General features: G+C 44.0%; 23 protein-coding genes and 2 tRNA genes. 17 read left to right on the top strand and 8 right to left on the bottom strand.

Annotation, left to right across the window (positions count from 1 at the left end):
- Positions 1-68: 68 nt before the first annotated feature.
- The 3 genes from FD04_RS01635 to FD04_RS01625 all read right to left on the bottom strand — a co-directional run bounded on the left by FD04_RS01635 (position 69) and on the right by FD04_RS01625 (position 1,032).
- A complete protein-coding gene (locus FD04_RS01635; protein ID WP_056946500.1) occupies positions 69-275 on the bottom strand; it encodes a hypothetical protein in 207 nt (68 codons plus the stop codon).
- An 83-nt stretch (positions 276-358) separates the two neighbouring features.
- Positions 359-871, bottom strand: coding sequence for a CvpA family protein (locus FD04_RS01630; protein ID WP_056946498.1), 513 nt, complete (start codon positions 869-871; stop codon positions 359-361).
- Positions 872-959: 88 nt separating this feature from the next.
- Positions 960-1,032, bottom strand: a tRNA-Glu gene (locus FD04_RS01625).
- Positions 1,033-1,225: 193 nt separating this feature from the next.
- Between FD04_RS01625 and FD04_RS01620 the strand changes: the two genes are divergently transcribed.
- Positions 1,226-1,298, top strand: a tRNA-Gln gene (locus tag FD04_RS01620).
- A 186-nt stretch (positions 1,299-1,484) separates the two neighbouring features.
- Here FD04_RS01620 and FD04_RS01615 read toward each other — a convergent pair.
- A complete protein-coding gene (locus tag FD04_RS01615) occupies positions 1,485-1,814 on the bottom strand; it encodes a hypothetical protein (RefSeq protein ID WP_054701853.1) in 330 nt (109 codons plus the stop codon).
- A gap of 231 nt (positions 1,815-2,045) precedes the next feature.
- Between FD04_RS01615 and FD04_RS01610 the strand changes: the two genes are divergently transcribed.
- Together FD04_RS01610 and FD04_RS01605 are read left to right on the top strand one after the other, a co-directional pair.
- Positions 2,046-3,083 carry a branched-chain amino acid aminotransferase gene (locus FD04_RS01610; protein WP_054701850.1) on the top strand — a complete coding sequence of 346 codons (1,038 nt, stop codon included), beginning with the start codon at positions 2,046-2,048 and terminating at the stop codon, positions 3,081-3,083.
- 172 nt (positions 3,084-3,255) lie between these two features.
- Positions 3,256-4,281 carry a serine hydrolase domain-containing protein gene (locus FD04_RS01605; protein ID WP_056946496.1) on the top strand — a complete coding sequence of 342 codons (1,026 nt, stop codon included), beginning with the start codon at positions 3,256-3,258 and terminating at the stop codon, positions 4,279-4,281.
- Positions 4,282-4,363: 82 nt separating this feature from the next.
- On the opposite strand, the gene FD04_RS01600 is transcribed toward FD04_RS01605, so the two are convergent.
- Both FD04_RS01600 and FD04_RS01595 read right to left on the bottom strand, forming a co-directional pair.
- Entirely contained in the window at positions 4,364-5,068 is a 705-nt protein-coding gene (locus FD04_RS01600; RefSeq protein WP_056946494.1) for a type 1 glutamine amidotransferase, read from the bottom strand.
- Positions 5,065-6,414, bottom strand: a complete 1,350-nt coding sequence (locus FD04_RS01595) for a Mur ligase family protein (protein WP_056946493.1) — start codon at positions 6,412-6,414, stop codon at positions 5,065-5,067. Before FD04_RS01595 ends, FD04_RS01600 begins: the two co-directional genes overlap by 4 nt.
- Positions 6,415-6,774: 360 nt before the next feature.
- On the opposite strand from FD04_RS01595, the gene FD04_RS01590 reads away from it, so the two are divergent.
- The 14 genes from FD04_RS01590 to FD04_RS01525 all read left to right on the top strand — a co-directional run bounded on the left by FD04_RS01590 (position 6,775) and on the right by FD04_RS01525 (position 19,211).
- On the top strand, positions 6,775-7,362 hold the full coding sequence (locus tag FD04_RS01590; RefSeq protein ID WP_056946491.1) for a thymidine kinase: 588 nt from the start codon (positions 6,775-6,777) through the stop codon (positions 7,360-7,362).
- A 15-nt stretch (positions 7,363-7,377) separates the two neighbouring features.
- Positions 7,378-8,460, top strand: a complete 1,083-nt coding sequence (gene prfA, locus FD04_RS01585) for a peptide chain release factor 1 (protein WP_056946488.1) — start codon at positions 7,378-7,380, stop codon at positions 8,458-8,460.
- On the top strand, positions 8,453-9,295 hold the full coding sequence (gene prmC, locus FD04_RS01580) for a peptide chain release factor N(5)-glutamine methyltransferase (protein ID WP_054701845.1): 843 nt from the start codon (positions 8,453-8,455) through the stop codon (positions 9,293-9,295). Before prfA ends, prmC begins: the two co-directional genes overlap by 8 nt.
- 26 nt (positions 9,296-9,321) lie before the next feature.
- Entirely contained in the window at positions 9,322-10,341 is a 1,020-nt protein-coding gene (locus tag FD04_RS01575) for an L-threonylcarbamoyladenylate synthase (RefSeq protein WP_056946485.1), read from the top strand.
- Between the two features lie 103 nt (positions 10,342-10,444).
- Positions 10,445-11,710: a serine hydroxymethyltransferase gene (gene glyA, locus FD04_RS01570; RefSeq protein WP_056946483.1), complete on the top strand. Its 1,266-nt coding sequence runs from the start codon at positions 10,445-10,447 to the stop codon at positions 11,708-11,710.
- A 179-nt stretch (positions 11,711-11,889) separates the two neighbouring features.
- Positions 11,890-12,519, top strand: coding sequence for a uracil phosphoribosyltransferase (upp, locus tag FD04_RS01565; RefSeq protein ID WP_056946481.1), 630 nt, complete (start codon positions 11,890-11,892; stop codon positions 12,517-12,519).
- A gap of 262 nt (positions 12,520-12,781) precedes the next feature.
- The gene (atpB, locus tag FD04_RS01560; protein ID WP_054701842.1) at positions 12,782-13,501 is read left to right on the top strand and encodes a F0F1 ATP synthase subunit A; all 720 of its coding nucleotides are present in this window, start codon (positions 12,782-12,784) and stop codon (positions 13,499-13,501) included.
- Between the two features lie 50 nt (positions 13,502-13,551).
- Positions 13,552-13,764, top strand: a complete 213-nt coding sequence (gene atpE / locus FD04_RS01555; RefSeq protein WP_054701839.1) for a F0F1 ATP synthase subunit C — start codon at positions 13,552-13,554, stop codon at positions 13,762-13,764.
- Between the two features lie 50 nt (positions 13,765-13,814).
- The gene (atpF, locus tag FD04_RS01550; RefSeq protein ID WP_054701836.1) at positions 13,815-14,318 is read left to right on the top strand and encodes a F0F1 ATP synthase subunit B; all 504 of its coding nucleotides are present in this window, start codon (positions 13,815-13,817) and stop codon (positions 14,316-14,318) included.
- A gap of 1 nt (position 14,319) precedes the next feature.
- Positions 14,320-14,862, top strand: a complete 543-nt coding sequence (gene atpH / locus FD04_RS01545; protein WP_056946479.1) for an ATP synthase F1 subunit delta — start codon at positions 14,320-14,322, stop codon at positions 14,860-14,862.
- Between the two features lie 29 nt (positions 14,863-14,891).
- Positions 14,892-16,415, top strand: a complete 1,524-nt coding sequence (gene atpA, locus FD04_RS01540; RefSeq protein WP_056946477.1) for a F0F1 ATP synthase subunit alpha — start codon at positions 14,892-14,894, stop codon at positions 16,413-16,415.
- A 25-nt stretch (positions 16,416-16,440) separates the two neighbouring features.
- A complete protein-coding gene (locus FD04_RS01535) occupies positions 16,441-17,334 on the top strand; it encodes a F0F1 ATP synthase subunit gamma (protein WP_056946475.1) in 894 nt (297 codons plus the stop codon).
- A 22-nt stretch (positions 17,335-17,356) separates the two neighbouring features.
- On the top strand, positions 17,357-18,769 hold the full coding sequence (gene atpD, locus FD04_RS01530) for a F0F1 ATP synthase subunit beta (protein WP_054701833.1): 1,413 nt from the start codon (positions 17,357-17,359) through the stop codon (positions 18,767-18,769).
- A gap of 13 nt (positions 18,770-18,782) precedes the next feature.
- Positions 18,783-19,211, top strand: a complete 429-nt coding sequence (locus tag FD04_RS01525) for a F0F1 ATP synthase subunit epsilon (RefSeq protein WP_054701830.1) — start codon at positions 18,783-18,785, stop codon at positions 19,209-19,211.
- A gap of 293 nt (positions 19,212-19,504) precedes the next feature.
- On the opposite strand, the gene FD04_RS01520 is transcribed toward FD04_RS01525, so the two are convergent.
- Both FD04_RS01520 and lipA read right to left on the bottom strand, forming a co-directional pair.
- Positions 19,505-20,488, bottom strand: a complete 984-nt coding sequence (locus FD04_RS01520) for a lipoate--protein ligase (protein WP_056946473.1) — start codon at positions 20,486-20,488, stop codon at positions 19,505-19,507.
- Entirely contained in the window at positions 20,485-21,369 is an 885-nt protein-coding gene (gene lipA, locus FD04_RS01515; protein WP_056946471.1) for a lipoyl synthase, read from the bottom strand. Before lipA ends, FD04_RS01520 begins: the two co-directional genes overlap by 4 nt.
- Between the last annotated feature and the right edge of the window lie 9 nt (positions 21,370-21,378).

Below are 21,378 nucleotides of genomic sequence, written 5' to 3'. Positions count from 1 at the left end.
TAAAAGGCACTGAAATCAACTGATTTCAGTGCCTTTTTAAAATATCATTAAGTCAAATTGACGGATCGTTAGCTATTGGTAAATCCCGTGAAAAACCAACTGCCGAATAGGACGACGGCAACCACTAAAAAAATACCGATGAATGAAGAAGCAAACGCAAAAACCAGTCCGCCAATAATCAAAATACCGATAATTCGGAATAACCAGCCAAACAAGCCAAAAAAGAGTCGAAAACCAAAGAATGCAATTAGTCCTAAAACAATCAGTGACAGCATCGACAGACCTCCAGTAATGTTATATTACATGTAGTGTACCCGTTTTGGATTGTGATAGTTCATTCAGTTAACAGGTTTAAAGTTTATTTAACCTGTTGGGCCTGCCATTGTTTCATTAACTGTTTAGACATTACCGGGGTCTTCTTCACGATACTCTGAGCGATGGAAGAGACCTGGTATTGTTGTTGGACCCATTGACTAGGAAATAACAGTAAGATGTTTAAAATTAAGAAAATTAAGAGGTATCTGACGATGAAGCTCGTGGCTGCACCTAAGAGGGCGTTAACTGAGTGAATCAGTGGCAGTCGCGTGATTAGGTTTAAATCGCGGCCAACGTGACGGACCAGTGTGTAACAGACACTAAAGAGAACGAAAAAAACGGTTCCGGTTAGCATTCGTGGCATGGCCACAGTTGATGTGTTGACTGAAGTGAAGGTGCTAAACAGGATTTCGGCCAATTTTTGACTAAAAACAGTCGCAAGCAGCCAGGCAATGATGTAGGCTAATAGGGACATCACAACGGTCACAAACCCGCTGCGGTAGCCCGAAATTAGTCCCAGCGCTAAAATGATGATAATGCCCCAAGTAAAAATCATATGAAATAACCTCCAAAAAAATAAAAAACTCAAAACGCCTAAAACACAGCATTTTGAGTTTTCTTATTTATCGAACAAAGCTAATGAATCACCCGCACGGGGATCGAACCCGTAACTCCGCCTTGAGAGGGCGACGTCTTAACCAATTTGACCAGCGGGCAAGGTTATAAAATGAAAGCTATTCAATTGCTTAACACAATATATAAATTTACACGAAAATGGCTGAAATGTCAACTTATCTGGTAGAATATTCGTTCTTGTTAGGTCAATATTCAAATTTTGCTGGCATTCCTCGATTTATCGTTGACAACAATTTTAAAAAACGCTAGAATGTTAACTTGTCAGGTAGCTTATTGGGTATTCGCCAAATTGGTAAGGCAGCGGACTCTGAATCCGTAATTTACTGGTTCGAGCCCAGTATACCCAATCATGAAACGTCTGCATTTATATGCAGGCGTTTTTTCTATGCCCACTGATTGGCTCAGATGGACATGGACATTATCTTGTGCCCGTAGCTGGAAACAAATTTCAAAAAATGGCCCCCGATTTGTTGAAAAAATCGGGAGGCCACTTGATTGAGTTAGGATATGATAAAGCAGTGTTTATTGGAACATCATTCAAAGGACAGGTCTAAAAGGTACAGTGCTTGCTGATTAAGGTGACTGGTTGTGATCCAAACATTGTGATAGTCGGGCTTGGATTGTTTGGTTAATTCATAAAAGTGATTGAGCAAGTCACCATATTCGCCAACAAACGAATCAGTCATTAAATTGACGCTCAGGCGGTCGCTTGGAAAATAAATTTCGGGGTTGGCAACTTTGACTTGATCTGGAATGCCAATTGTCACGACATTCGCATATTCGCGCGGTTTGAAGACGACACGATCTGGGTGGCGTTTGACATAGGTGAGTACGTTATATATTGAATCTGAATTACTGGCCACAACATTACCCTCTTTTCTTTCAAATGCAAAGCTCATTGTAGCAAATATTCTCACCGTCGTCAGCTTAAACCCTTTATGAAACCGGATACAATTAGAAAAATGTTTGATATTCGTTTTAGAGGTTGCTTGACAACCAATCCGATAGAGCTTACAATTTATTAAAAATCAATGAGGAATATTTGTTTTCACTGATTTTAAAATGAGAATTACATATTAAAAGGAGTGGTTTTTTTGGCAAAAGCACCTGCAGCATCAGAAATTGACTGGCAAAACTTAGGATTCAACTATATGGATTTGCCATACCGATTCTTAGCCCATTATCAAGATGGTAAGTGGGACGAAGGCGGTTTAACTGAAGATGGTACTTTACATATTAGTGAAGGGTCAACTGCATTGCACTATGGTCAGGCTGACTTTGAAGGCTTAAAGGCTTATCGTACTAAAGATGGTGACATTCAACTTTTCCGGCCAGATCGTAACGCAGCCCGGATGCACAAAAGTTGTGAACGATTATTAATGCCGGCATTTCCAGAAGACAAATTTGTGGAAGCCGTTAAGGCCGTTGTTAAAGCGAATGCTGATTACGTGCCACCATATGGCACTGGTGGGACACTTTACCTACGACCATTAATGATTGGTGTTGGTGGTAATATCGGTGTTCATCCAGCCCAAGAATACATCTTTACCATCTTCGCAATGCCCGTTGGTGCATACTACAAGGGCGGTGTGACACCAACTAACTTTACGACCTCATATTACGACCGTGCGGCTCCTCATGGTACTGGTCAAAGTAAAGTCGGCGGTAACTATGGTGGTAGTTTATTACCAGGTGATGAAGCCCACAAAGCAGGTTACTCAGACGTTATTTACCTTGACCCAGCAACCCATACTAAGATTGAAGAGGCTGGTTCAGCTAACTTCTTTGGTATCACCAAGGATAATGAATTCGTGACACCAAAGTCCGATTCAATTCTGCCAAGTATTACCAAATACTCTTTGTTGTACCTTGCAGAACACAATTTGGGCATGAAGCCAGTTCAAGGCGACGTCTTTATCGATAACCTTGATCGATTCACTGAGGCTGGCGCAATGGGAACTGCTGCTGTTATTGCACCAATCGGTGGCATTGAATATCAAGATAACTTACACGTGTTCTACAGCGAAACCGAAGTTGGTCCTGTGACTCAAAAGCTCTATGATACCTTAACTGGTATCCAATTTGGTGACGTAGAGGCACCTGAAGGCTGGATTCAAAAGGTTGAACTTTAATTTCATCGATTAATCGTGAGCGTTTTGTGACTCACCAATCGTACTGAACAGATTGATACCCGCAATATGTTGCGAGGATCAATCTGTTTTTAATTTGAAATGATCTCAATCTTCAAGATTGCGGCTGTTTGAAGCAAGTGGTAGGCTTGAAAAAAAGCATTGGAGAGAAGAAATGGTTTATCAAGAAACAGTAGCAGCAATTAAGCAACTGGTCCGAGATGGCGTGGTACCAGGCGTGAACTACGCCTTCATTGATCAAAAAGACGTGACTCGCGGCTTATTTGGTGCGGAACAATTGATTCCTGGTTACGAGCCATTAAAACCTAACCAACTTTATGATGTTGCCTCACTGACGAAGGTGGTCGGAACGACCAACGTGATTTTACAGCTGATTACTGAAAAGCGGTTAGCTTTAACTGATAAAGTCAGTGATTTTTTACCTGAATGGCAAGATCAGCGCGTCACGATTCGGCATTTGTTGACCCATACATCTGGCATTACTGGCTATATTCCACACCGTGATAAATTGTCCGCAGCGCAATTGCACGATGCATTACTAACGATGCATGTCGGTGAAAATTTTGAAGTTAAAATGGTGTATTCTGACGTTAACTTTATTTTTCTGGGGTGGATTGCAGAAGCAATTCTGGGTCAGCCAATCCAAACGTTGATTCAAAAACGGGTGTTAGATCCGTTGCGGATGACGCATAGTACCTTTCAACCTGAAGACCCGACCAGGTGTGTACCAACCGAAGTTTCACCAACCAGGGGCCTTATTCGTGGTGTGGTTCACGATCCTAAAGCATTCGTGTTAAAGAATCACTGTGGCTCCGCCGGTTTGTTTAGTACGCTTGATGATTTAATTCGGTTTGAACAGGCAATGTTATTCAACACCGGTCAGCCAATTGCCACGCATTGGTTGACTGAATTGACTCGTGATCAGACCCCCTTAGGGAAACAGTGGCGCTCGTTAGCTTGGGCACTATTACCCACACAACTACCAGTGGCTCACAATTGTATCTGGCATAGTGGTTATACTGGTACTTTTTTGGTGTTGGATCAAACCACGCAGCAGGGGATGGTGTTTCTGTCAAATCGCGTACACCCCCATGCGCCTAACGAGGCCTTTTTGGCTAGAAGAAATGCGATTATTAATACTTACCTAGCCGAAAAAACGGTAAGTTCGAAAACTGAATGACTGAAAGATTGTTAAAATAAAAAACGGTGATGACCATCATAAAGGCCATTACCGTTTTTGTGGTGTCAATATTGAATTGTAATTAAAAGGTTGCTGCAATTGGTAAAGCTTCCTGAGTCGTCAAATCAGCGTCAGGGTACCGTCGCTTGAGTGCGGCGATCAATAAGCGTTTGGCCAGGTTGCCGTTACGCGTCAAGATTGGGCCGTGAAAGTAGGAACAAAAAGTATTCTTGTAAATAGCGCCTTCAGTGCCATCTTCGCCGTTGTTACCTTTGCCTTCCAGCACATTACCAAGGGCACGTTCGCCGTTTCCGAGGAAGGTACGTCCCTGGTGGTTTTCAAACCCGTGGTAGGTTTCACCAGTTTCTTCGTTTTTGATAACGATGTCGCCAATAAATCGGTTATGGTCCTGAGCTAAAGTATAGTGGTCTAACGCACCAATACCAGGAATTTTGTCACCCTTAGCATCCACATAGTAGTGGCCAAGTAGTTGATAGCCCCCACAAATTGCAAGTACTGGGCCATCATCTTCAATGAAGTCAGTTAATGCAGCTTTTTTGGCTTGGATATCTTTCGAGACAATGACTTGTTCAAAATCTTGGCCACCGCCAAAGAAGCCCATATCATACTTGTTAGCATCAAATGGTTGGCCTAAGCTCACCACTTCTACGTTTAATTTCACGTCCATTTGTTTGGCATAGTAGTTTAATGCCAAGATATTACCAACATCACCATACGTGTTCATCAGGTCGCCATAAAGGTGAGCCACGTTAAGTTCATAGGTCATTCGCCCATTCCCTCCTTGATATAGCCCTGATCGGCTAATAATTTCCGTAATTGTAACACAGCTGTGTAAGTTGCCAAAACATAAACATGCTCGGTTGGTAAAGTCTTAATCTTTTCAATAACATCTTTGAGTTCAGGCACAACTTGGTGCTTGTCGTCTGGGACGCCAGCAACTTTCAAACGGAAGGTGATATCCTTGTATCGTTCACCGCCAGTAATGAAAGCAGGGACGTTTAAGTGAGGCAACTGTTCAAAGTTGCCGTCCCAGATCCAACTGGTATCGATTCCGTCAGCGTAATTAGCATTAAGTAACCCCACAAACGAGAAGGGCGCTTTATCCGTTGAAATCATGTCGAGCACTTGATTTAAGCCAACTGGATTTTTGACCAGAATCAATGTCACTTGTTTACCATCTAAATTGATGACTTCTTGACGGCCAAACACCTTTTTATCCTCGCTAAACGCCGTTTCAATTTGAGCCGGTGTTACGTCTAAGAATCGACCCACCGCGTAAGCGGCTAAAGCGTTATAAATGTTGTACAGGCCACCAATTTCAATTTTCATTGGATTATGATCAACTTCAAAGGTGGAACTGGTAGGGGTCAGTTCGTTTAATTTTGTGACTGTGTAGGCCAGTTCTGGTCGTTCAAAGCCGCAGTTAGGGCAGAAGTACTTGCCTAAGTTACTGTACGTGATGTAGCGATAGTGTAAGATATGCTGACAGTTAGGACACAAAACACCGTCTGTATTGGGCTTGGCTTTGATATCGTGTTCTGCCTCGTGGGCAAACCCATAAAAAATCATTGGGTTGGGTAAGTGCTTTGAGTGAAAAATCGGGGCATCACCGTTGGCGATAATCGTCGCTTCGGGAGCTAAGGCCACGCCATCCAGAATTTTTTGATAAGTGGTGTAGATTTCACCATAACGATCCATTTGGTCCCGAAAAATATTGGTAAACACAAAGGCCTTCGGTTTAATGTACTTCGTTACCTTGATCACGTTGGCTTCATCCACTTCCAGAACGGCAATCGGGCGGGCACCCTTTACCTTTGGCGCCCGTAAGAAGGTTGTGACAATGCCTTGCTCCATGTTTGAACCGGTTGGGTTGGTTAGGATGTGGTCGTATTTTTGGTTTAAAACTCTGACGGTTAAAGCAGTGGTCAAGGTTTTACCATTGGTCCCGGTGATCACAATCACGTCGTAGTTTTGACCGAGGTGTTTTAAAATGTCGGGATCAATCTTAGTTGTGATCTTGCCAGGTAGTGAACTACCACCCTTCATAAAGGTGTGTAAAAACCAGTATGAAGATCTGCCGGCAAAGGCTGCAAAGTTACTTCGTAAAGTCATGTTTTTCGCTCCTTGTGAACTCAAGATAAACGGGTTTATCTGAGTTGTTATTGACACATTGGTTACTTTATTAAGTTGATGATAAATTCAATCGTCACTTAGGCCGAAGTTAAGGCAAGTCAGCTGATGCATGAACCATGCAATTCAGCTTGGTGAGCAACTGACTTTGCGCCATTAACGGGTTAAGTCGATTTAACTAAGCATATATTTTACCATGTTTCTTGAGTTTAAGCGGTGTTTTCCCCGCAGATTCACTAAAAAAGCGATTTCAATTATGAATATCGACGGACATAGGGTGAATTTTGACGCTAAATCCGCTATAATAGATGAGAAATTTGTGAAGAGTGGAGACTGAGACCTTTGGCACAATTATTTTTTAAGTACGGTGCAATGAATAGTGGTAAGACCATTGAGATTTTGAAGGTGGCCCACAACTATGAAGAACAAAACAAGCCAGTGATCATTATGACCAGTGGTACGGATAATCGGGACGGTGTTGGTTTGGTTTCAAGTCGAATTGGCTTAAAACGAGAAGCAATCCCGATTTTTAGTGAGGATAACGTTTTTGAGCAGGTCAAGGCGATTAATCCTAAGGCCAACTGTGTGTTGATCGATGAGGCTCAGTTTTTAACGAAACAGCACGTTTTCCAACTGGCTCAGATCGTGGATGAATTGAAGATTCCCGTGATGGCTTTTGGATTGAAAAACGATTTTCGTAATGAGCTATTCGAGGGCTCAAAATACCTGTTACTGTATGCCGACAAGCTAGAAGAGATGAAGACTATTTGCTGGTTCTGTGCCAAAAAGGCTACGATGAATCTTCGTTTTCATGATAATCAACCGGTTTATGAGGGCGAACAGGTCCAAATCGGTGGCAATGAGTCATACTATCCAGTTTGTCGAAAACACTATTACAACCCACCTATCAATATGCTGGGAACGGACTAGACGAGGAGAATTTAAATGGACGAAATGTTCGACAGATTACAAGCAGTCGTTGATCGCTATGACGAACTCAACGAACTGATCAGTGATCCAGAAGTGATTGCGGATACCCGCCGCTTTATGGCGCTATCTAAAGAAGAGGCTGACTTGCGTGATACAGTTGAAGCCTACCGTGAATTTCAAAAAATCACGGATCAAATCAATGAAGACAACGAAATGTTACGTGAAAAACTTGATGATGAAATGGCAAGCGTTGTTAAAGATGAGCTCAAGGAACTTGAACCCCAAAAAACAGCTTTGGAAGACCGAATTCGAGTGCTCTTGTTACCTAAAGATCCAAACGATGATAAAAACATCGTGATGGAGATTCACGGTGCCGCTGGTGGCGATGAAGCCAGTTTGTTTGCCGCCGACTTATTTGACATGTATTCCCGTTATGCTGAAAAGCAGGGCTGGCAAGTTGAAGTGGTTGACCGTAACGAAACTGAAGTGGGTGGTTTCAAAGAAATCGTTATGCTGATCAGTGGCGATAAGGTTTATTCAAAACTGAAGTATGAAAGTGGTGCCCACCGAGTGCAACGGGTTCCGGTTACTGAATCGGCTGGTCGATTGCATACCTCAACGGCAACGGTCGGTGTGATGCCGGAAGCCGAAGATGTGGATATTGACATTGATCCAAAGGATATTCGGACGGACGTTTACCGTTCATCCGGTGCTGGTGGTCAACACATCAATAAAACCAGTTCAGCGGTTCGGATGACCCACTTGCCTACTGGTATCGTGGTCGCAATGCAAGATGAACGGTCACAACAACAAAACCGGGCTAAGGCGATGCAAATTTTGCGGGCGCGGGTCTACAACTACTACCATGAACAAGAAGAAAGTGCGTATGATGAGCAGCGGAAGTCGGCCGTCGGGACTGGGGATCGTTCCGAACGAATTCGGACCTATAACTACCCTCAAAACCGAGTAACCGATCACCGAATCGGCTTAACGCTCAATAAGCTTGATAAAATTATGAATGGCGACTTAGATGATATTATTGATGCCTTGATTCTGTACGATCAAACACAGAAGATGGAGCAACTGAATAATGGCTAAGCGGACCTACTTTGAAGCCCTGAAATGGGCTTCTTTGTTTATTCAAGCACGTGGATTAGATGAATCGGCAGCACAGTATCTGATGTTAGGGTTAAGTAACCTTGATCAGACTCATTTGTTGTTAAATTATCGCCAACCAATGCCGGCCGCGCTTCAAGACGCATACGAAAACGCTATTTACCAGTATGGCGAAGGTGTTCCACCCCAGTATCTACTTGGGAAGGCATCGTTTTATGGTCGCGAGTTTGTGGTCAACTCAAGCGTGTTGATTCCAAGACAAGAAACTGAAGAGCTGGTTGACTGGGTGCTGACAACCTGTACCGATTCTGGACTAAACGTTTTAGACGTTGGCACTGGCAGTGGGGCAATTGGCTTGACGCTGAAGGCCCAACGACCTGATTGGCAAGTGACCCTGAGCGATCTATCGCTGGCAGCCCTTGAAGTTGCTAGGACCAATGCCTCACAATTGGCATTGGCCGTACAATTCGCTGAAGGTGATTTGCTGACGCCCTTGAAAGGACAACCAATTGACGTGATTGTCAGCAATCCGCCATACATTGCGCAAAGTGAAAGAGTTGATATGGACCAAGCGGTGCTGAAAAGTGAACCGCAAATGGCGCTGTTTGCCGATCACGACGGCTTGGCAATTTATGAACGTTTGGCCGCACAGCTCAAAGTTGGCTTCTTGTCACCTAAGCACCTCTTTTTGGAGTTTGGTTTCAAGCAACGTGCCGCACTAACGGCCCTATTTACGGCCACCTTTCCAACTGCTAAGGTTGAATCTCGTCAAGATATTGCGGGCCACGACCGGATGCTCCACGTTCAATTTGAGTGAGATTAATTAAGAAGGAGAAACTATTTATGGAAACAAAAATTTTTCAGCCTGATCAAGTTGAAGCTGCTGCCGAGTTATTAAAGCAGGGTCAACTGGTGGCTTTTCCGACCGAAACGGTTTATGGGTTAGGTGCTGATGCAACCAATGAGCACGCTGCCAGTGACGTTTACGCAGCAAAGGGGCGTCCCAGTGACAACCCACTGATCGTTACGGTGTCGTCAGTTGAAATGGTCGAGCAATACGCCCAACCACTCTCACAACCAGTTAAACAATTGATGGCACATTTTTGGCCTGGTTCATTAACGATTGTATTGCCTTTGCGGTCGGGTACCTTGTCAAAAACAGTGACTGGTGGCTTGGATACGGCGGCGTTTCGGATGCCCGCTAACCAGACGACGTTGAAGTTAATTGCCGCAGCTGGGATTCCAATTGTTGGACCATCTGCCAATACCTCTGGTAAGCCCAGCCCAACGTTAGCGAGTCACGTTTTTCACGACTTAAACGGCAAAATTGCCGGCATCGTGGATGACGGTCCTACTCAAGTTGGGGTCGAGTCAACAATCATCGATATGTCAACTGATATGCCAACCATTTTACGACCTGGCGCCGTGACCGTACCGCAGCTTGAAGCGGTGATCGGTGACGTTCGCGCGGATCACCATCATGTTGGCGCCAACGAAACGCCCAAAGCGCCAGGGATGAAATATAAACACTATGCACCAAGTGCACAGGTTGAAATTGTTGATCAGCCAGCAGATTTTGAATCAGCCATGAAATGGGCTGCACAACAGGCTGAAGCTGTTGGTGTGATGGCGACTGACGATATACTGACTCAACTAGACTTGCCAGACAATGTGGAGGCATTTTCACTGGGTACCGGTTTGGAAAGTGCGACCCATCTGCTCTTTGCTGGGCTGCGTCATTTCGATGTGGAATCAGAAGTAAAACATATCTTTACGGAAGGATTCGCCAGCGATGGGTTAGGCGCTGCTTACATGAACCGGTTAGATAAGTCCGCTGGTGGCATGCATTTTACGAACAAATAGTTGAAATGATATATAATTGTTTGGGTTTCACGGGGAGATTGCTAGGCTTTTCACCCGAAATTTGGTAAACTGTTAGGTATCAAATGCCAAGGAGCTGATTGTGTTGAATTATCAAGAACAAGATCCGAAGTTGTGGCAAGCTATTAGTCAAGAACAAGATCGCCAACAACATAATATCGAATTAATTGCCTCTGAAAACATTGTGTCACCAGCTGTTCGTGCCGCTCAAGGGTCCGTGTTAACCAACAAGTACTCTGAAGGATACCCGTTAAAACGGTACTATGGTGGGAATGAATACATCGACATTGTTGAAAATCTTGCAATCGAACGTGCCAAGGAATTGTTTCATGCTGAGTACGCGAACGTTCAACCACATTCAGGCTCTCAGGCTAATCAGGCAACTTATGCTGCATTTTTGAAACCTGGCGATACCATTCTTGGCATGGGGCTCGATGCTGGCGGTCATTTAACGCACGGTGCGAAGGTCAACTTTAGTGGCAAGCTGTATAATGCTTACAGTTATGGCTTGAACCCTGAGACGGAGTTACTAGACTATGATATGATCCGTGACCTAGCGCTCAAAGTAAAGCCACAGATGATCGTAGCTGGTGCATCTGCTTACAGTAAGATTATTGACTGGCAAGCCTTCCGTTCAATTGCTGATGAGGTTGGCGCTTACTTCATGGTTGATATGGCCCACATTGCTGGATTGGTTGCCACTGGTTTGCACCCCAGTCCAATTGGCATTGCTGATGTCGTGACAACGACCACGCATAAAACCTTACGCGGCCCTCGTGGCGGTCTGATTTTGTCACAAGAAAAGTACGCTAAGCAGATTAATTCAGCCGTTTTCCCTGGTACCCAAGGCGGTCCGTTAGAGCACGTTATTGCAGGCAAAGCAATTACGTTCCAAGAAGACCTGCAACCTGAATTCAAGCAGTACGCAGCGCAGATTATCAAAAATGCCCAGGCGATGGCAGCGGTGTTCAACGCCTCTGATGAAGTTCGGGTCGTTTCAGGTGGCACGGATAATCATTTGATGACCTTAGATGTTAGTCAAACTGATTTGAATGGTAAACAAACCCAAGAATTACTCGATAGTGTCATGATTACCACGAATAAAGAAGCTATTCCTAACGAAAAACTGAGTCCGTTTAAGACTTCAGGCATTCGCTTAGGAACACCGGCAATTACCACGCGTGGTTTCAAGGAAGCGGATGCAACTCAGGTCGCCGAGTTAATTGTGACCGCAATTAAACATCACGAAGACGAAGCAGTCCTTGATCAGGTCCGTCAAGATGTTCGGGCGTTAACGGATGCCCACCCAATTGATGCTTACGTGGCACCTATTTCATTTCCGGAAGCTTAATCACATAAACAACTCACGAAAGTCCTTGACCCTCACACGGGTTAGGGGCTTTTTTGAATGGAATTGCGCTAGACCAATGTTAACGACACGATAATAACCAGATTTTTTTAACGATAACCCGCATATGAGGCACTGAGCATGGTACAATTGAAAGAAATATCAAAGGAGTGTCACTCATCATGGGCAAGTTTCAAGTCATGGATCATCCATTGATTCAACATAAGCTGACAATTATTCGGAACAAAAACTGCGGGACAAAGGTTTTTCGTGAGGTCGTTGACGAAATAACCATGTTAATGGCCTACGACGTTGCGCGTGATATGCCATTAAAGGACGTTGAAATCGAAACACCAATCGCTAAAACAACGGTTAAAACTTTAGCCGGTAAAAAGGTGGCCATTGTGCCAATCTTACGGGCTGGTATTGGGATGGTCGACGGTATTATGAAGTTGATTCCCGCGGCCAAAATTGGTCACATCGGTATGTACCGTGATGAAGAGACCCTAGAACCCCACGAATATTTCGTGAAGTTACCAGCTGATATTGACCAGCGCCAAGTTTTTGTGGTTGATCCGATGCTTGCAACTGGTGGTTCAGCAATCATGGCAATTGATGCCTTGAAGAAGCGGGGTGCTACTAATATTAAGTTTGTCTGCTTGGTCTCAGCGCCAGAAGGTGTGAAGGCTTTACGCGAGAAACACCCAGATATTGACATTTACACGGCAGCGTTAGATGATCATCTGAATGAAGATGGCTACATCGTTCCAGGATTGGGCGATGCCGGTGATCGTTTATTCGGGACTAAATAATTCCATTTTGTCATATAAAAAAACAATTAATTTGAATTTGTCCGATAACTTTCTGGCATCTCGAATTAATTGTTTTTTTGCTAACGAATTTTGCTTTGTATTTTGATGCGAACGGTGGTATTATTTTGGTTGTATTTGTAATGAAGAAGTATAAACATTACGAACACCGCATCGTGAATTTGTAGATTCTAGTTTGATTAAAAAATCGACTGGCACTTTCTGAAATTCTTGCGTAATTTGGTTTGAAAAGAGGTGATACTCTGTGGGAGATCCATCTTCAGTTGCAACCTTTCAATTTGGAGGGCTTACGTTTAACGCCGCTAACATCATTTCGGGGTTAATTGCGTTTGTGCTCGTTTTTTTGTTTGTATTCGCCTTATCGCGACACATTACGATGAAACCAGGTCGAGGACAAAACGTTCTGGAATGGTTGGTGGACTTTACAAATGGTATTTTGAAAGGTTCCATACCCGGAAACGAAGTGGGCGGTTTTGGCCTTTATGGATTTACCTTGTTCTTGTTCCTTTTCGTTTCTAACGAACTCGGCTTGTTCATTCAAGTCGCTGTTGGTGGGAAGGACTTTGTCAGAAGTCCAACTTCTGATCCAATCGTCACAATGACGTTTAGTGTGGCAACTTTAATGTTGGCACAGTACGCTGGTGTTGCTAAGTTGGGTTGGAAGAAACACTTCTCAGGTTACTTGAAGCCATTTGTTTTCTGGCTACCAATCAGTATCTTTGAAGAATTTACGAACTTCTTGACGTTAGGTCTTCGTATCTTCGGTGTGATTTACTCTGGTGAAATGTTACTGAAGATTATCGGGAATCTGGCGTTTTCACACGGCATTGCAACAATGATTGTTGCCGTTCCGTTGGAAATGTTCTGGCAAGGGTTCTCAGCGTTCCTTGGTGCTATTCAAGCGTTTGTGTTTGTCACACTTTCAGCTGTTTACATCTCGAATAAGCTTGAAGTTGAGGAGTAAACGACTTACAATATTTAAGATTTAATTTAATTAAGGAGGAACAACAGATTATGGGAGCTATTGCAGCAGGTATTGCCATGGCCGGTGCGGCCATTGGTGGTGGTATTGGTGATGGTATTGCTATTTCTAAGATGCTAGAAGGTATGGCACGCCAACCAGAATTATCAGGTCAACTGCGTACGAACATGTTCATTGGTGTTGGTCTTATTGAAGCCATGCCTATCATTGCCTTCGTTGTCGCTTTGCTTGTTATGAACAAGTAATGTCCGTCAACTCGTTAAAAACAATTTTAACTAGAAGGAGGTGTCAATAGATGTTTTCACATTTAGCCGTAGCTACGGGACTCGCAACTGGCGATATGATTTTCTTTGCGGTTTGTTTCATTCTATTAATGTGGTTGATCAAGATTGTTGCTTGGAAGCCAATTAACCAAATGATGCAAGATCGTGCTGATAAGATTTCTAACGATATCGATACAGCTGAAAAATCTCGTGAAGAAGCAGCCCAACTAGCACAACAACGTCAAGACGCACTTGCTAACTCTCGTCAAGAAGCCTCATCAATCGTTGACTCAGCTAAAAAGCAAGGTCAACAACAACGTGATGGTATCTTAGCTCAAGCCCAAACCGATGCACAATCGTTGAAGGACAACGCCAAGAAAGACATTGAACAAGAACGTCAAGATGCCTTGTCAAGCGTGCGTAACGATGTGGCAGACTTATCTATTGAGATTGCTTCCAAGATCATTCAAAAAGAATTGAGCGCTGATGATCAAAAGGCATTGATTGATTCTTATATCGAAGGGTTGGGGAAGTAACATGAGTCTTGATAAGGTAACGGTAGCTAAGCGCTACTCTAAAGCACTGTTCGAGCTTCTTGATAGCCAGGATCAACTTGATGCGAGCTTCGAAGAACTCAAACAGTTACGCAAAGTCTTCCAAGACAACCCACAATTGGGCACTGCATTAACAGACAATAGTTTAGCGCCAGCTAAGCGGGAAGCCTTAGTAAAACCACTGTTAGACGCAACTACTGGAACTGTTCATAACTTGATTCATATGGTATACGACTATGGTCGGATGGATGCAATGGTCGAGATTATCGATCAATTCCAAGCACTGTATGATACCAAGAATGCAACAGTTTACGCAGACGTCACTTCAGCGGTGGCACTTGACGATAGCCAGTTAGATCAATTGAAGGCTGGTTATGCCAAACGTGTCGGTGCTAAGCAAGTCGTATTGTCAAGCAAGGTTGACGCCGATATTATCGGTGGCGTGATTATTAAATCTGAAGGAACGATCTATGATGGTTCAATCAAGACTAAAATTAACCGCGTCCGTCAAGCCTTACTCGGCTAACGAGATCTTTATAAAGGGGTGAAATCTGTATGAGCATTAAAGCTGAGGAAATCAGTGCTCTAATCAAACAACAATTAGCAAACTACCAAGACGAGATCTCTGTTGAAGAAACCGGTACCGTTACCTACGTTGGTGATGGTATTGCCAGAGCTCATGGTCTTGAAAACGCGTTGTCTGGTGAGTTGCTCGAGTTCGATAACGGGGTTTATGGGATGGTCCAAAACCTCGAAAGCAACGATGTTGGTATCGTTATTCTAGGTGATTTCACGAAAATTACCGAAGGCGATACAGTTAAACGAACCGGTCGGATCATGGAAGTTCCTGTTGGGGACGCTTTGATTGGCCGGGTTGTTAACTCATTAGGCCAACCCGTTGATGGTAAGGGTGAAATCAAGACAGATAAAACCCGTCCAATCGAACGAAAAGCACCAGGCGTTATGGAACGTAAGTCAGTTTTTGAACCACTTCAAACTGGTATGAAAGCCATTGACTCACTTGTTCCAATTGGTCGTGGTCAACGTGAATTGATCATTGGTGACCGTAAAACTGGTAAGACAACTGTCGCCATCGATACGATCATTAACCAAAAAGACCAAAACATGATTTGTGTGTACGTTGCGATTGGCCAAAAGGAATCAACTGTTCGTAGTTCTGTGGAAACCTTACGTAAGTATGGCGCCATGGATTACACGATTGTTGTGACTGCCGGTCCTTCGGAACCAGCACCATTACTATACATCGCACCATATGCAGGTGCTGCGATGGGTGAGGAATTCATGTTCAACGGCAAGCACGTTTTGATTGTTTATGATGATTTATCAAAACAAGCTGATGCTTACCGTGAACTGTCATTGATTCTTCGTCGGCCTCCAGGTCGTGAAGCTTATCCTGGTGACATTTTCTACACCCACTCACGGTTACTTGAACGGGCTGCTAAGCTGAGTGATGATCTCGGTGGTGGTTCAATGACTGCGTTACCAATCATTGAAACCAAAGCCGGTGACGTTTCTGCTTACATTCCAACCAACGTGATTTCTATCACCGATGGTCAAATCTTCTTGGATAGTGATTCATTCTATTCAGGTGTTCGACCAGCCATTGATGCCGGGACTTCTGTCTCTCGTGTTGGTGGGGATGCCCAAGTTAAGGCGATGAAGAAGGTTGCCGGGACACTTCGTTTGGACTTAGCTTCATACCATGAATTGGAATCATTTGCACAATTTGGTTCTGATTTGGATGAGGCTACCCAAGCTAAGTTGAACCGCGGTGCTCGGACTGTTGAAGTCTTGAAGCAAGGCCTTCACTCGCCACTTTCAGTTTCTAAGCAAGTCTTGATCCTATATGCTTTGACACATGGGTTCTTAGATAAGATTGAACTGGATGATATTGCCAAATTTGAAAGCGGCTTATTCGATTCATTCGATGCCTCCCACGCTGATTTGTTGAAGGAAATTGACACAACCGGTCAATTACCAGATACCGATAAGATGGATGCCGCCGTTTCTGAATTTGCCCAAACGTTCCAACCCGCTGAAGCTGCAGCGAAAGAATAAACTTGAGGAAGGATGGTGAGAGCTAATGGCTGAATCAATTAGTGATGTCCAACATCGGATTGCTTCAACAAAGAACACACGTCAAATTACAACGGCCATGCAGATGGTTCAATCTTCAAAGTTGAATCAGATTCAAAAGGCCGCGGTTGGTTATCAAGACTACGCCGCTAAGGTCAAAGCCGTTGTCATGCATTTGGCAAAATCTCATCTATTGGATGATTCCTCGAGCGAGTCGCAATCAACGCAGTCTAAAAAAGCGGCATACCTGGTCATTACTTCTGACCGGGGTATGGTAGGCAGTTACAACAGTAACGTTATCCGCGAAACCAACGAATTTATCGAAGCCAACAGTGGTGACGATGATTACTTGATTTTAGCGGTCGGCGGAACTGGTGCTGACTTTTACAAAAAGCGCGGTGCTAACGTGGCCTACGAATATCGTGGTGTGAGCGATGTACCAACTTTTAATGAAGTTAGAGAAATTGTCAAAACCGTTACTTCGATGTATGATACGGGCGTCTTTTCAGAACTTTACGTCTGCTACAACCACTTCGTTAACCGGATCGTTTCACGGTTCCGTGGCGAAAAAATGTTACCAGTCGACAGTGAAACTCTGAATGGCGACGCTGCAGAAGAAACACAAGCTGCAACGTTAACCGCAGCTTACGACATGGAACCTTCTGAAGGTGAAGTGTTGAAGGTTGTCTTGCCACAGTATTCTGAATCCCTCGTTTACGGGGCGATCTTGGATGCGAAGACATCGGAACACGCATCAAGTTCAAACGCAATGAAGTCAGCTTCGGATAACGCAACCGACTTAATTGCAAATCTTGAATTGCGATATAATCGTGCTCGCCAAGCAGCAATTACGACTGAAATTACTGAAATTACTGGTGGGCAAGAGGCATTAAATAACTAATGACGGGAGGAATTAACGCATAATGAGTGCTGGTAAAGTTGTACAAGTTATCGGACCAGTCGTTGACGTTGAATTCCCGTTGGATGAAAAACTCCCAGATATCAATACTGCGCTACACATCAAACAAGATGATGGTAGTTTCCTTGTAACCGAAGTTACCCTTGAATTAGGTGACGGCGTTATGAGAACAATTGCCATGGATGGTACTGATGGTCTTCGTCGTGGGATGGAAGTTGAAAACACTGAAGCTTCAATTTCCGTACCCGTTGGTGATGACACACTTGGTCGAGTATTTAACGTCCTCGGGGATCCAATTGATGGCGGTGCAGATTTCGGTCCAGATGCTGAAAGAATGCCAATCCATCGTGACGCACCTAAGTATGATGAATTGAACCCAACTTCAGAAATTTTGGAAACTGGGATCAAAGTTATTGACTTGTTAGCGCCATATGTTCGTGGTGGTAAAATTGGATTGTTCGGTGGTGCCGGTGTTGGTAAAACCGTTTTAATTCAAGAATTGATCCACAACATTGCGCAAGGTCACAATGGTATCTCTGTCTTCACAGGTGTCGGTGAACGTACCCGTGAAGGTAACGATATGTACTATGAAATGAAGGGGTCAGGTGTTCTTGAAAAGACCGCCATGGTTTACGGTCAAATGAACGAACCACCTGGTGCACGTATGCGTGTTGCCCTGACAGGTTTAACGATTGCGGAATACTTCCGTGATGTTAAGGGCCAAGATGTGCTGTTGTTTATCGACAACATCTTCCGGTTTACTCAAGCCGGGATGGAAGTTTCTGCCTTGCTAGGCCGGATTCCATCAGCCGTTGGTTACCAACCAACGTTGGCTACTGAAATGGGTCAGTTGCAAGAACGTATCACGTCTACGAAGAAGGGGTCAATTACCTCTATTCAAGCCGTTTACGTGCCTGCCGATGATTACACCGACCCTGCTCCAGCCACAACCTTCGCGCACTTGGACGCTACCACTAACTTGGAACGTGCCTTGACGCAACAAGGGATTTACCCAGCCGTTGACCCATTGGCATCTACTTCTACTGCCCTTGATCCACAAGTCGTTGGTCAAGAACACTACGAAGTTGCCACTGAAGTTCAACACGTTTTGCAACGTTACCGTGAACTACAAGACATTATCTCTATTTTAGGGATGGATGAATTGTCTGATGAAGAAAAGACCATTGTTGGTCGTGCTCGTCGGATCCAATTCTTCTTGTCACAAAGTTTCTCAGTTGCTGAACAATTTACCGGGTTACCAGGAAAGTACGTGCCAGTTCAAGAAACTGTTAAAGGTTTCAAGGAAATTCTTGAAGGTAAGTATGATGATCTTCCAGAAGACGCGTTCCGTAACTGTGGCCCAATCGAAGACGTTGTCGAAAACGCCAAAAAGATGCAAGCTGACCTGAGCAAATAAGGAGGGGTTCTAATTGGCTGATGCACAATCAGTTTTAACCGTTAGTATCGTAACCCCCGATGGTAACGTTTATGATCACGAGCAAGTCAAGATGTTGGTCGTTAAGACCCAACTTGGTGAACTTGGTATCATGGCGAACCACGTTCCTGTGATTGCCTCATTAGCAGTTGACGAAGCACGCGTTCAACTTGTTGATGGTAACCAAGAGGACAAAATTGCCGTTAACGGTGGTTTTGTTGAATTCTCTGAAAACACAGCGACAATTGTTGCTGATTCAGCAGAATGTCAAGGTGACATCGACGTTGATCGGGCACAAAACGCCAAGAAACGGGCAGAAGCTCGAATCAAAAAGGCGGAAGAGGCCCATGATAAAGATGAACGACTCCGTGCGGAAGTTGCACTTCGTCGGGCGATTAATCGAATTAACGTTGCTGGTAAATAAACGACTAGCAAAACGCATCATCCAGTTGGGTGATGCGTTTTTTTGTTGATTGAAGCGTCCAAACCGGTGAATTGTTCTTAAGTGATCAGAGCGTTTAAAAAAATCACGATCCAGTATTATAAGGATCGTGATTTTTATTGTAATATTTATCATTTACATAAATTAAATTTTATGGTTCAAACTAGCAAAGTCGTTTAAATTCACCGTTTTAGCGAATTGACGCATGGCATTATTCTTGGTGATTTGTGGATAATTGACATGCTATTTGGGTTGGAAAATATTCCACAATCATATTAAAATAATAGTTCGGCTAATGATTCAGCTGTCATGCCAACAATTGGTGCTTGCTGTAATTGCTGCTGAAGCACCGTGGTGACGGCCGATTTTTGATGGGGCGTTCCCACTAAGGCTTTTTCAAATTGCTGGGGCTCAAGGTTGCTGAAGAAGTCACCGTTTAACTGGACAGCAGCTATCTGGTCATGGTTGTCAAGGTTATAGCCAACTTGAATCAGGCCGGCACCTTTAACGTACACTTTTTGTTGATGATCGTAAGGCTGTGTTTTAGGTTGCGATTCAGCCGAATTGACAAACAAGTTGTCCGCAAGCTGTTGAATTATTTTTGATTCTTGGACGCTAAAATTTTGAACCTTGGCATGAGTACTGTTGACTAACTGGTTGATCAAATTGGTTTTAAAGGTCTCAGTCGACCAAGTCGGTTGTTGGCTTTTTAAATTCACGGTCCGTTGCCGAACTGATTGAATTCGCTTGGCTTGCAGCTTAATCGGATCAGCATGCAGTGATTTTGCCAACCAGTCTAAATTAGCATCAAACAATAAGCTACCATGGTGAAGTCGATAACCTGGTGTCATGTACTGAGCACTTCCAGAAACCTTTAGGCCATCCACAATCAAGTCATTACGGCTATCCGTTTTCGTATGAATGCCAATCGTCGTTAGTGCGTCTGACAGGAGTGATAGGCCATCATCAAAGTCGATCTGCCCAGAATTGTCGGGGGTGATCAAAGTAAATTGACAGCCACCCGTATCCGTGTAGATTGTGCCACCACCCGATAAACGGCGAACCAAGGCAATGTGGTGTTCACTCGTAAATTGAGTATTGACCTCATTTTCAAGTTCCTGGTACTTTCCTAACATAATCGTCGGTGTTGTGGCCCAGACCATGAAGGCGGGCTCCTGCAGATGTTTTTGGGTCATTAAATAATATTCAGCTGCAAAATTATAGCTGACATCGAGACTAGTGAGCGGGAAGTAGATCATTGATTTTCGACGGCCTCCAGTTCTTCCTTGGCTTTGTAAGAGCTTCGAACTAAAGGTGAGCTTGCGACAAACTTAAAACCACGTTTCATGGCTTCCTTGTAGTAACGCTGGTAACGTTCCATTGGCACCCATTCTTTTAGGGTAAAGTTTTTGGGACCGGGTTGAACATATTGGCCAATCGTTAGAAAATCAACGTCAATGGCACGTAAATCATCCATTAATTGATAAACTTCGGGGTCTGTTTCACCTAGACCGAGCATGATTCCAGTTTTAACGTACATTGATTTTGGTGCATGTTCCTTGACGTACTTTAACACGTGTAGTGAGGTGTCATAGGTGGCACGGTGTCGAACTTTAGGCGTGATGCTACGGACGGTTTCCATGTTGTGATTAAACACATCAGGACCGGCTGCAATCACTTTATCGAGGCAGTCTTCGTGGCCTTGAAAATCAGGCGTGAGGACTTCAATTGTCGTATTGGGATTGAGTTCTTTAATCGCATTGATGGTTTTGACAAATTGATCAGCACCAAGGTCTGGTAAGTCATCCCGGTCAACACTGGTGACCACCACGTGACTGAGTCCGAGCTTCTTGGTTGCTTCTGCAACACGTAATGGTTCTAGTAAGTCCACTTCGTGTGGGTGACCGTGGGGAACATCACAGAAGCGGCAAGCACGCGTACAGTTTGGACCAAGAATGATGAATGATGCAGAACCGCTACCAAAGCACTCGCCTAAGTTAGGGCAGTTTGCTTCGGCACAAACGGTGTTTAACTTTAACCCGGACAGTAAATCGTTCATTTGATCGACTTTCTTTTGGTCATAGGTTACTTTAAGCCAGTTAGGTTTTACGGGTGCAGAAGTTTCAGATTTAGTTGACATGTTAATTCC

Origin of the sequence: Secundilactobacillus odoratitofui DSM 19909 = JCM 15043, assembly GCF_001434895.1 — a bacterium.
In the GTDB taxonomy this organism is placed as follows: domain Bacteria; phylum Bacillota; class Bacilli; order Lactobacillales; family Lactobacillaceae; genus Secundilactobacillus; species Secundilactobacillus odoratitofui.
This window is presented reverse-complemented; position numbering and strand designations above follow the sequence as displayed.

What these genes read in the sequence shown, in the direction of transcription:
- lipA (WP_056946471.1), bottom strand. Translation starts at nt 21,369, where the DNA reads ATGTCAACTAAATCTGAAACTTCTGCACCCGTAAAACCTAACTGGCTT.
- atpA (WP_056946477.1), top strand. Translation starts at nt 14,892, where the DNA reads ATGAGCATTAAAGCTGAGGAAATCAGTGCTCTAATCAAACAACAATTA.
- FD04_RS01600 (WP_056946494.1), bottom strand. Translation starts at nt 5,068, where the DNA reads ATGACCTATGAACTTAACGTGGCTCACCTTTATGGCGACCTGATGAAC.
- atpD (WP_054701833.1), top strand. Translation starts at nt 17,357, where the DNA reads ATGAGTGCTGGTAAAGTTGTACAAGTTATCGGACCAGTCGTTGACGTT.
- prmC (WP_054701845.1), top strand. Translation starts at nt 8,453, where the DNA reads ATGGCTAAGCGGACCTACTTTGAAGCCCTGAAATGGGCTTCTTTGTTT.
- FD04_RS01605 (WP_056946496.1), top strand. Translation starts at nt 3,256, where the DNA reads ATGGTTTATCAAGAAACAGTAGCAGCAATTAAGCAACTGGTCCGAGAT.
- prfA (WP_056946488.1), top strand. Translation starts at nt 7,378, where the DNA reads ATGGACGAAATGTTCGACAGATTACAAGCAGTCGTTGATCGCTATGAC.
- upp (WP_056946481.1), top strand. Translation starts at nt 11,890, where the DNA reads ATGGGCAAGTTTCAAGTCATGGATCATCCATTGATTCAACATAAGCTG.
- atpE (WP_054701839.1), top strand. Translation starts at nt 13,552, where the DNA reads ATGGGAGCTATTGCAGCAGGTATTGCCATGGCCGGTGCGGCCATTGGT.
- FD04_RS01520 (WP_056946473.1), bottom strand. Translation starts at nt 20,488, where the DNA reads ATGATCTACTTCCCGCTCACTAGTCTCGATGTCAGCTATAATTTTGCA.
- atpH (WP_056946479.1), top strand. Translation starts at nt 14,320, where the DNA reads ATGAGTCTTGATAAGGTAACGGTAGCTAAGCGCTACTCTAAAGCACTG.
- FD04_RS01575 (WP_056946485.1), top strand. Translation starts at nt 9,322, where the DNA reads ATGGAAACAAAAATTTTTCAGCCTGATCAAGTTGAAGCTGCTGCCGAG.
- FD04_RS01630 (WP_056946498.1), bottom strand. Translation starts at nt 871, where the DNA reads ATGATTTTTACTTGGGGCATTATCATCATTTTAGCGCTGGGACTAATT.
- FD04_RS01595 (WP_056946493.1), bottom strand. Translation starts at nt 6,414, where the DNA reads ATGACTTTACGAAGTAACTTTGCAGCCTTTGCCGGCAGATCTTCATAC.
- FD04_RS01635 (WP_056946500.1), bottom strand. Translation starts at nt 275, where the DNA reads ATGCTGTCACTGATTGTTTTAGGACTAATTGCATTCTTTGGTTTTCGA.
- atpF (WP_054701836.1), top strand. Translation starts at nt 13,815, where the DNA reads ATGTTTTCACATTTAGCCGTAGCTACGGGACTCGCAACTGGCGATATG.
- FD04_RS01535 (WP_056946475.1), top strand. Translation starts at nt 16,441, where the DNA reads ATGGCTGAATCAATTAGTGATGTCCAACATCGGATTGCTTCAACAAAG.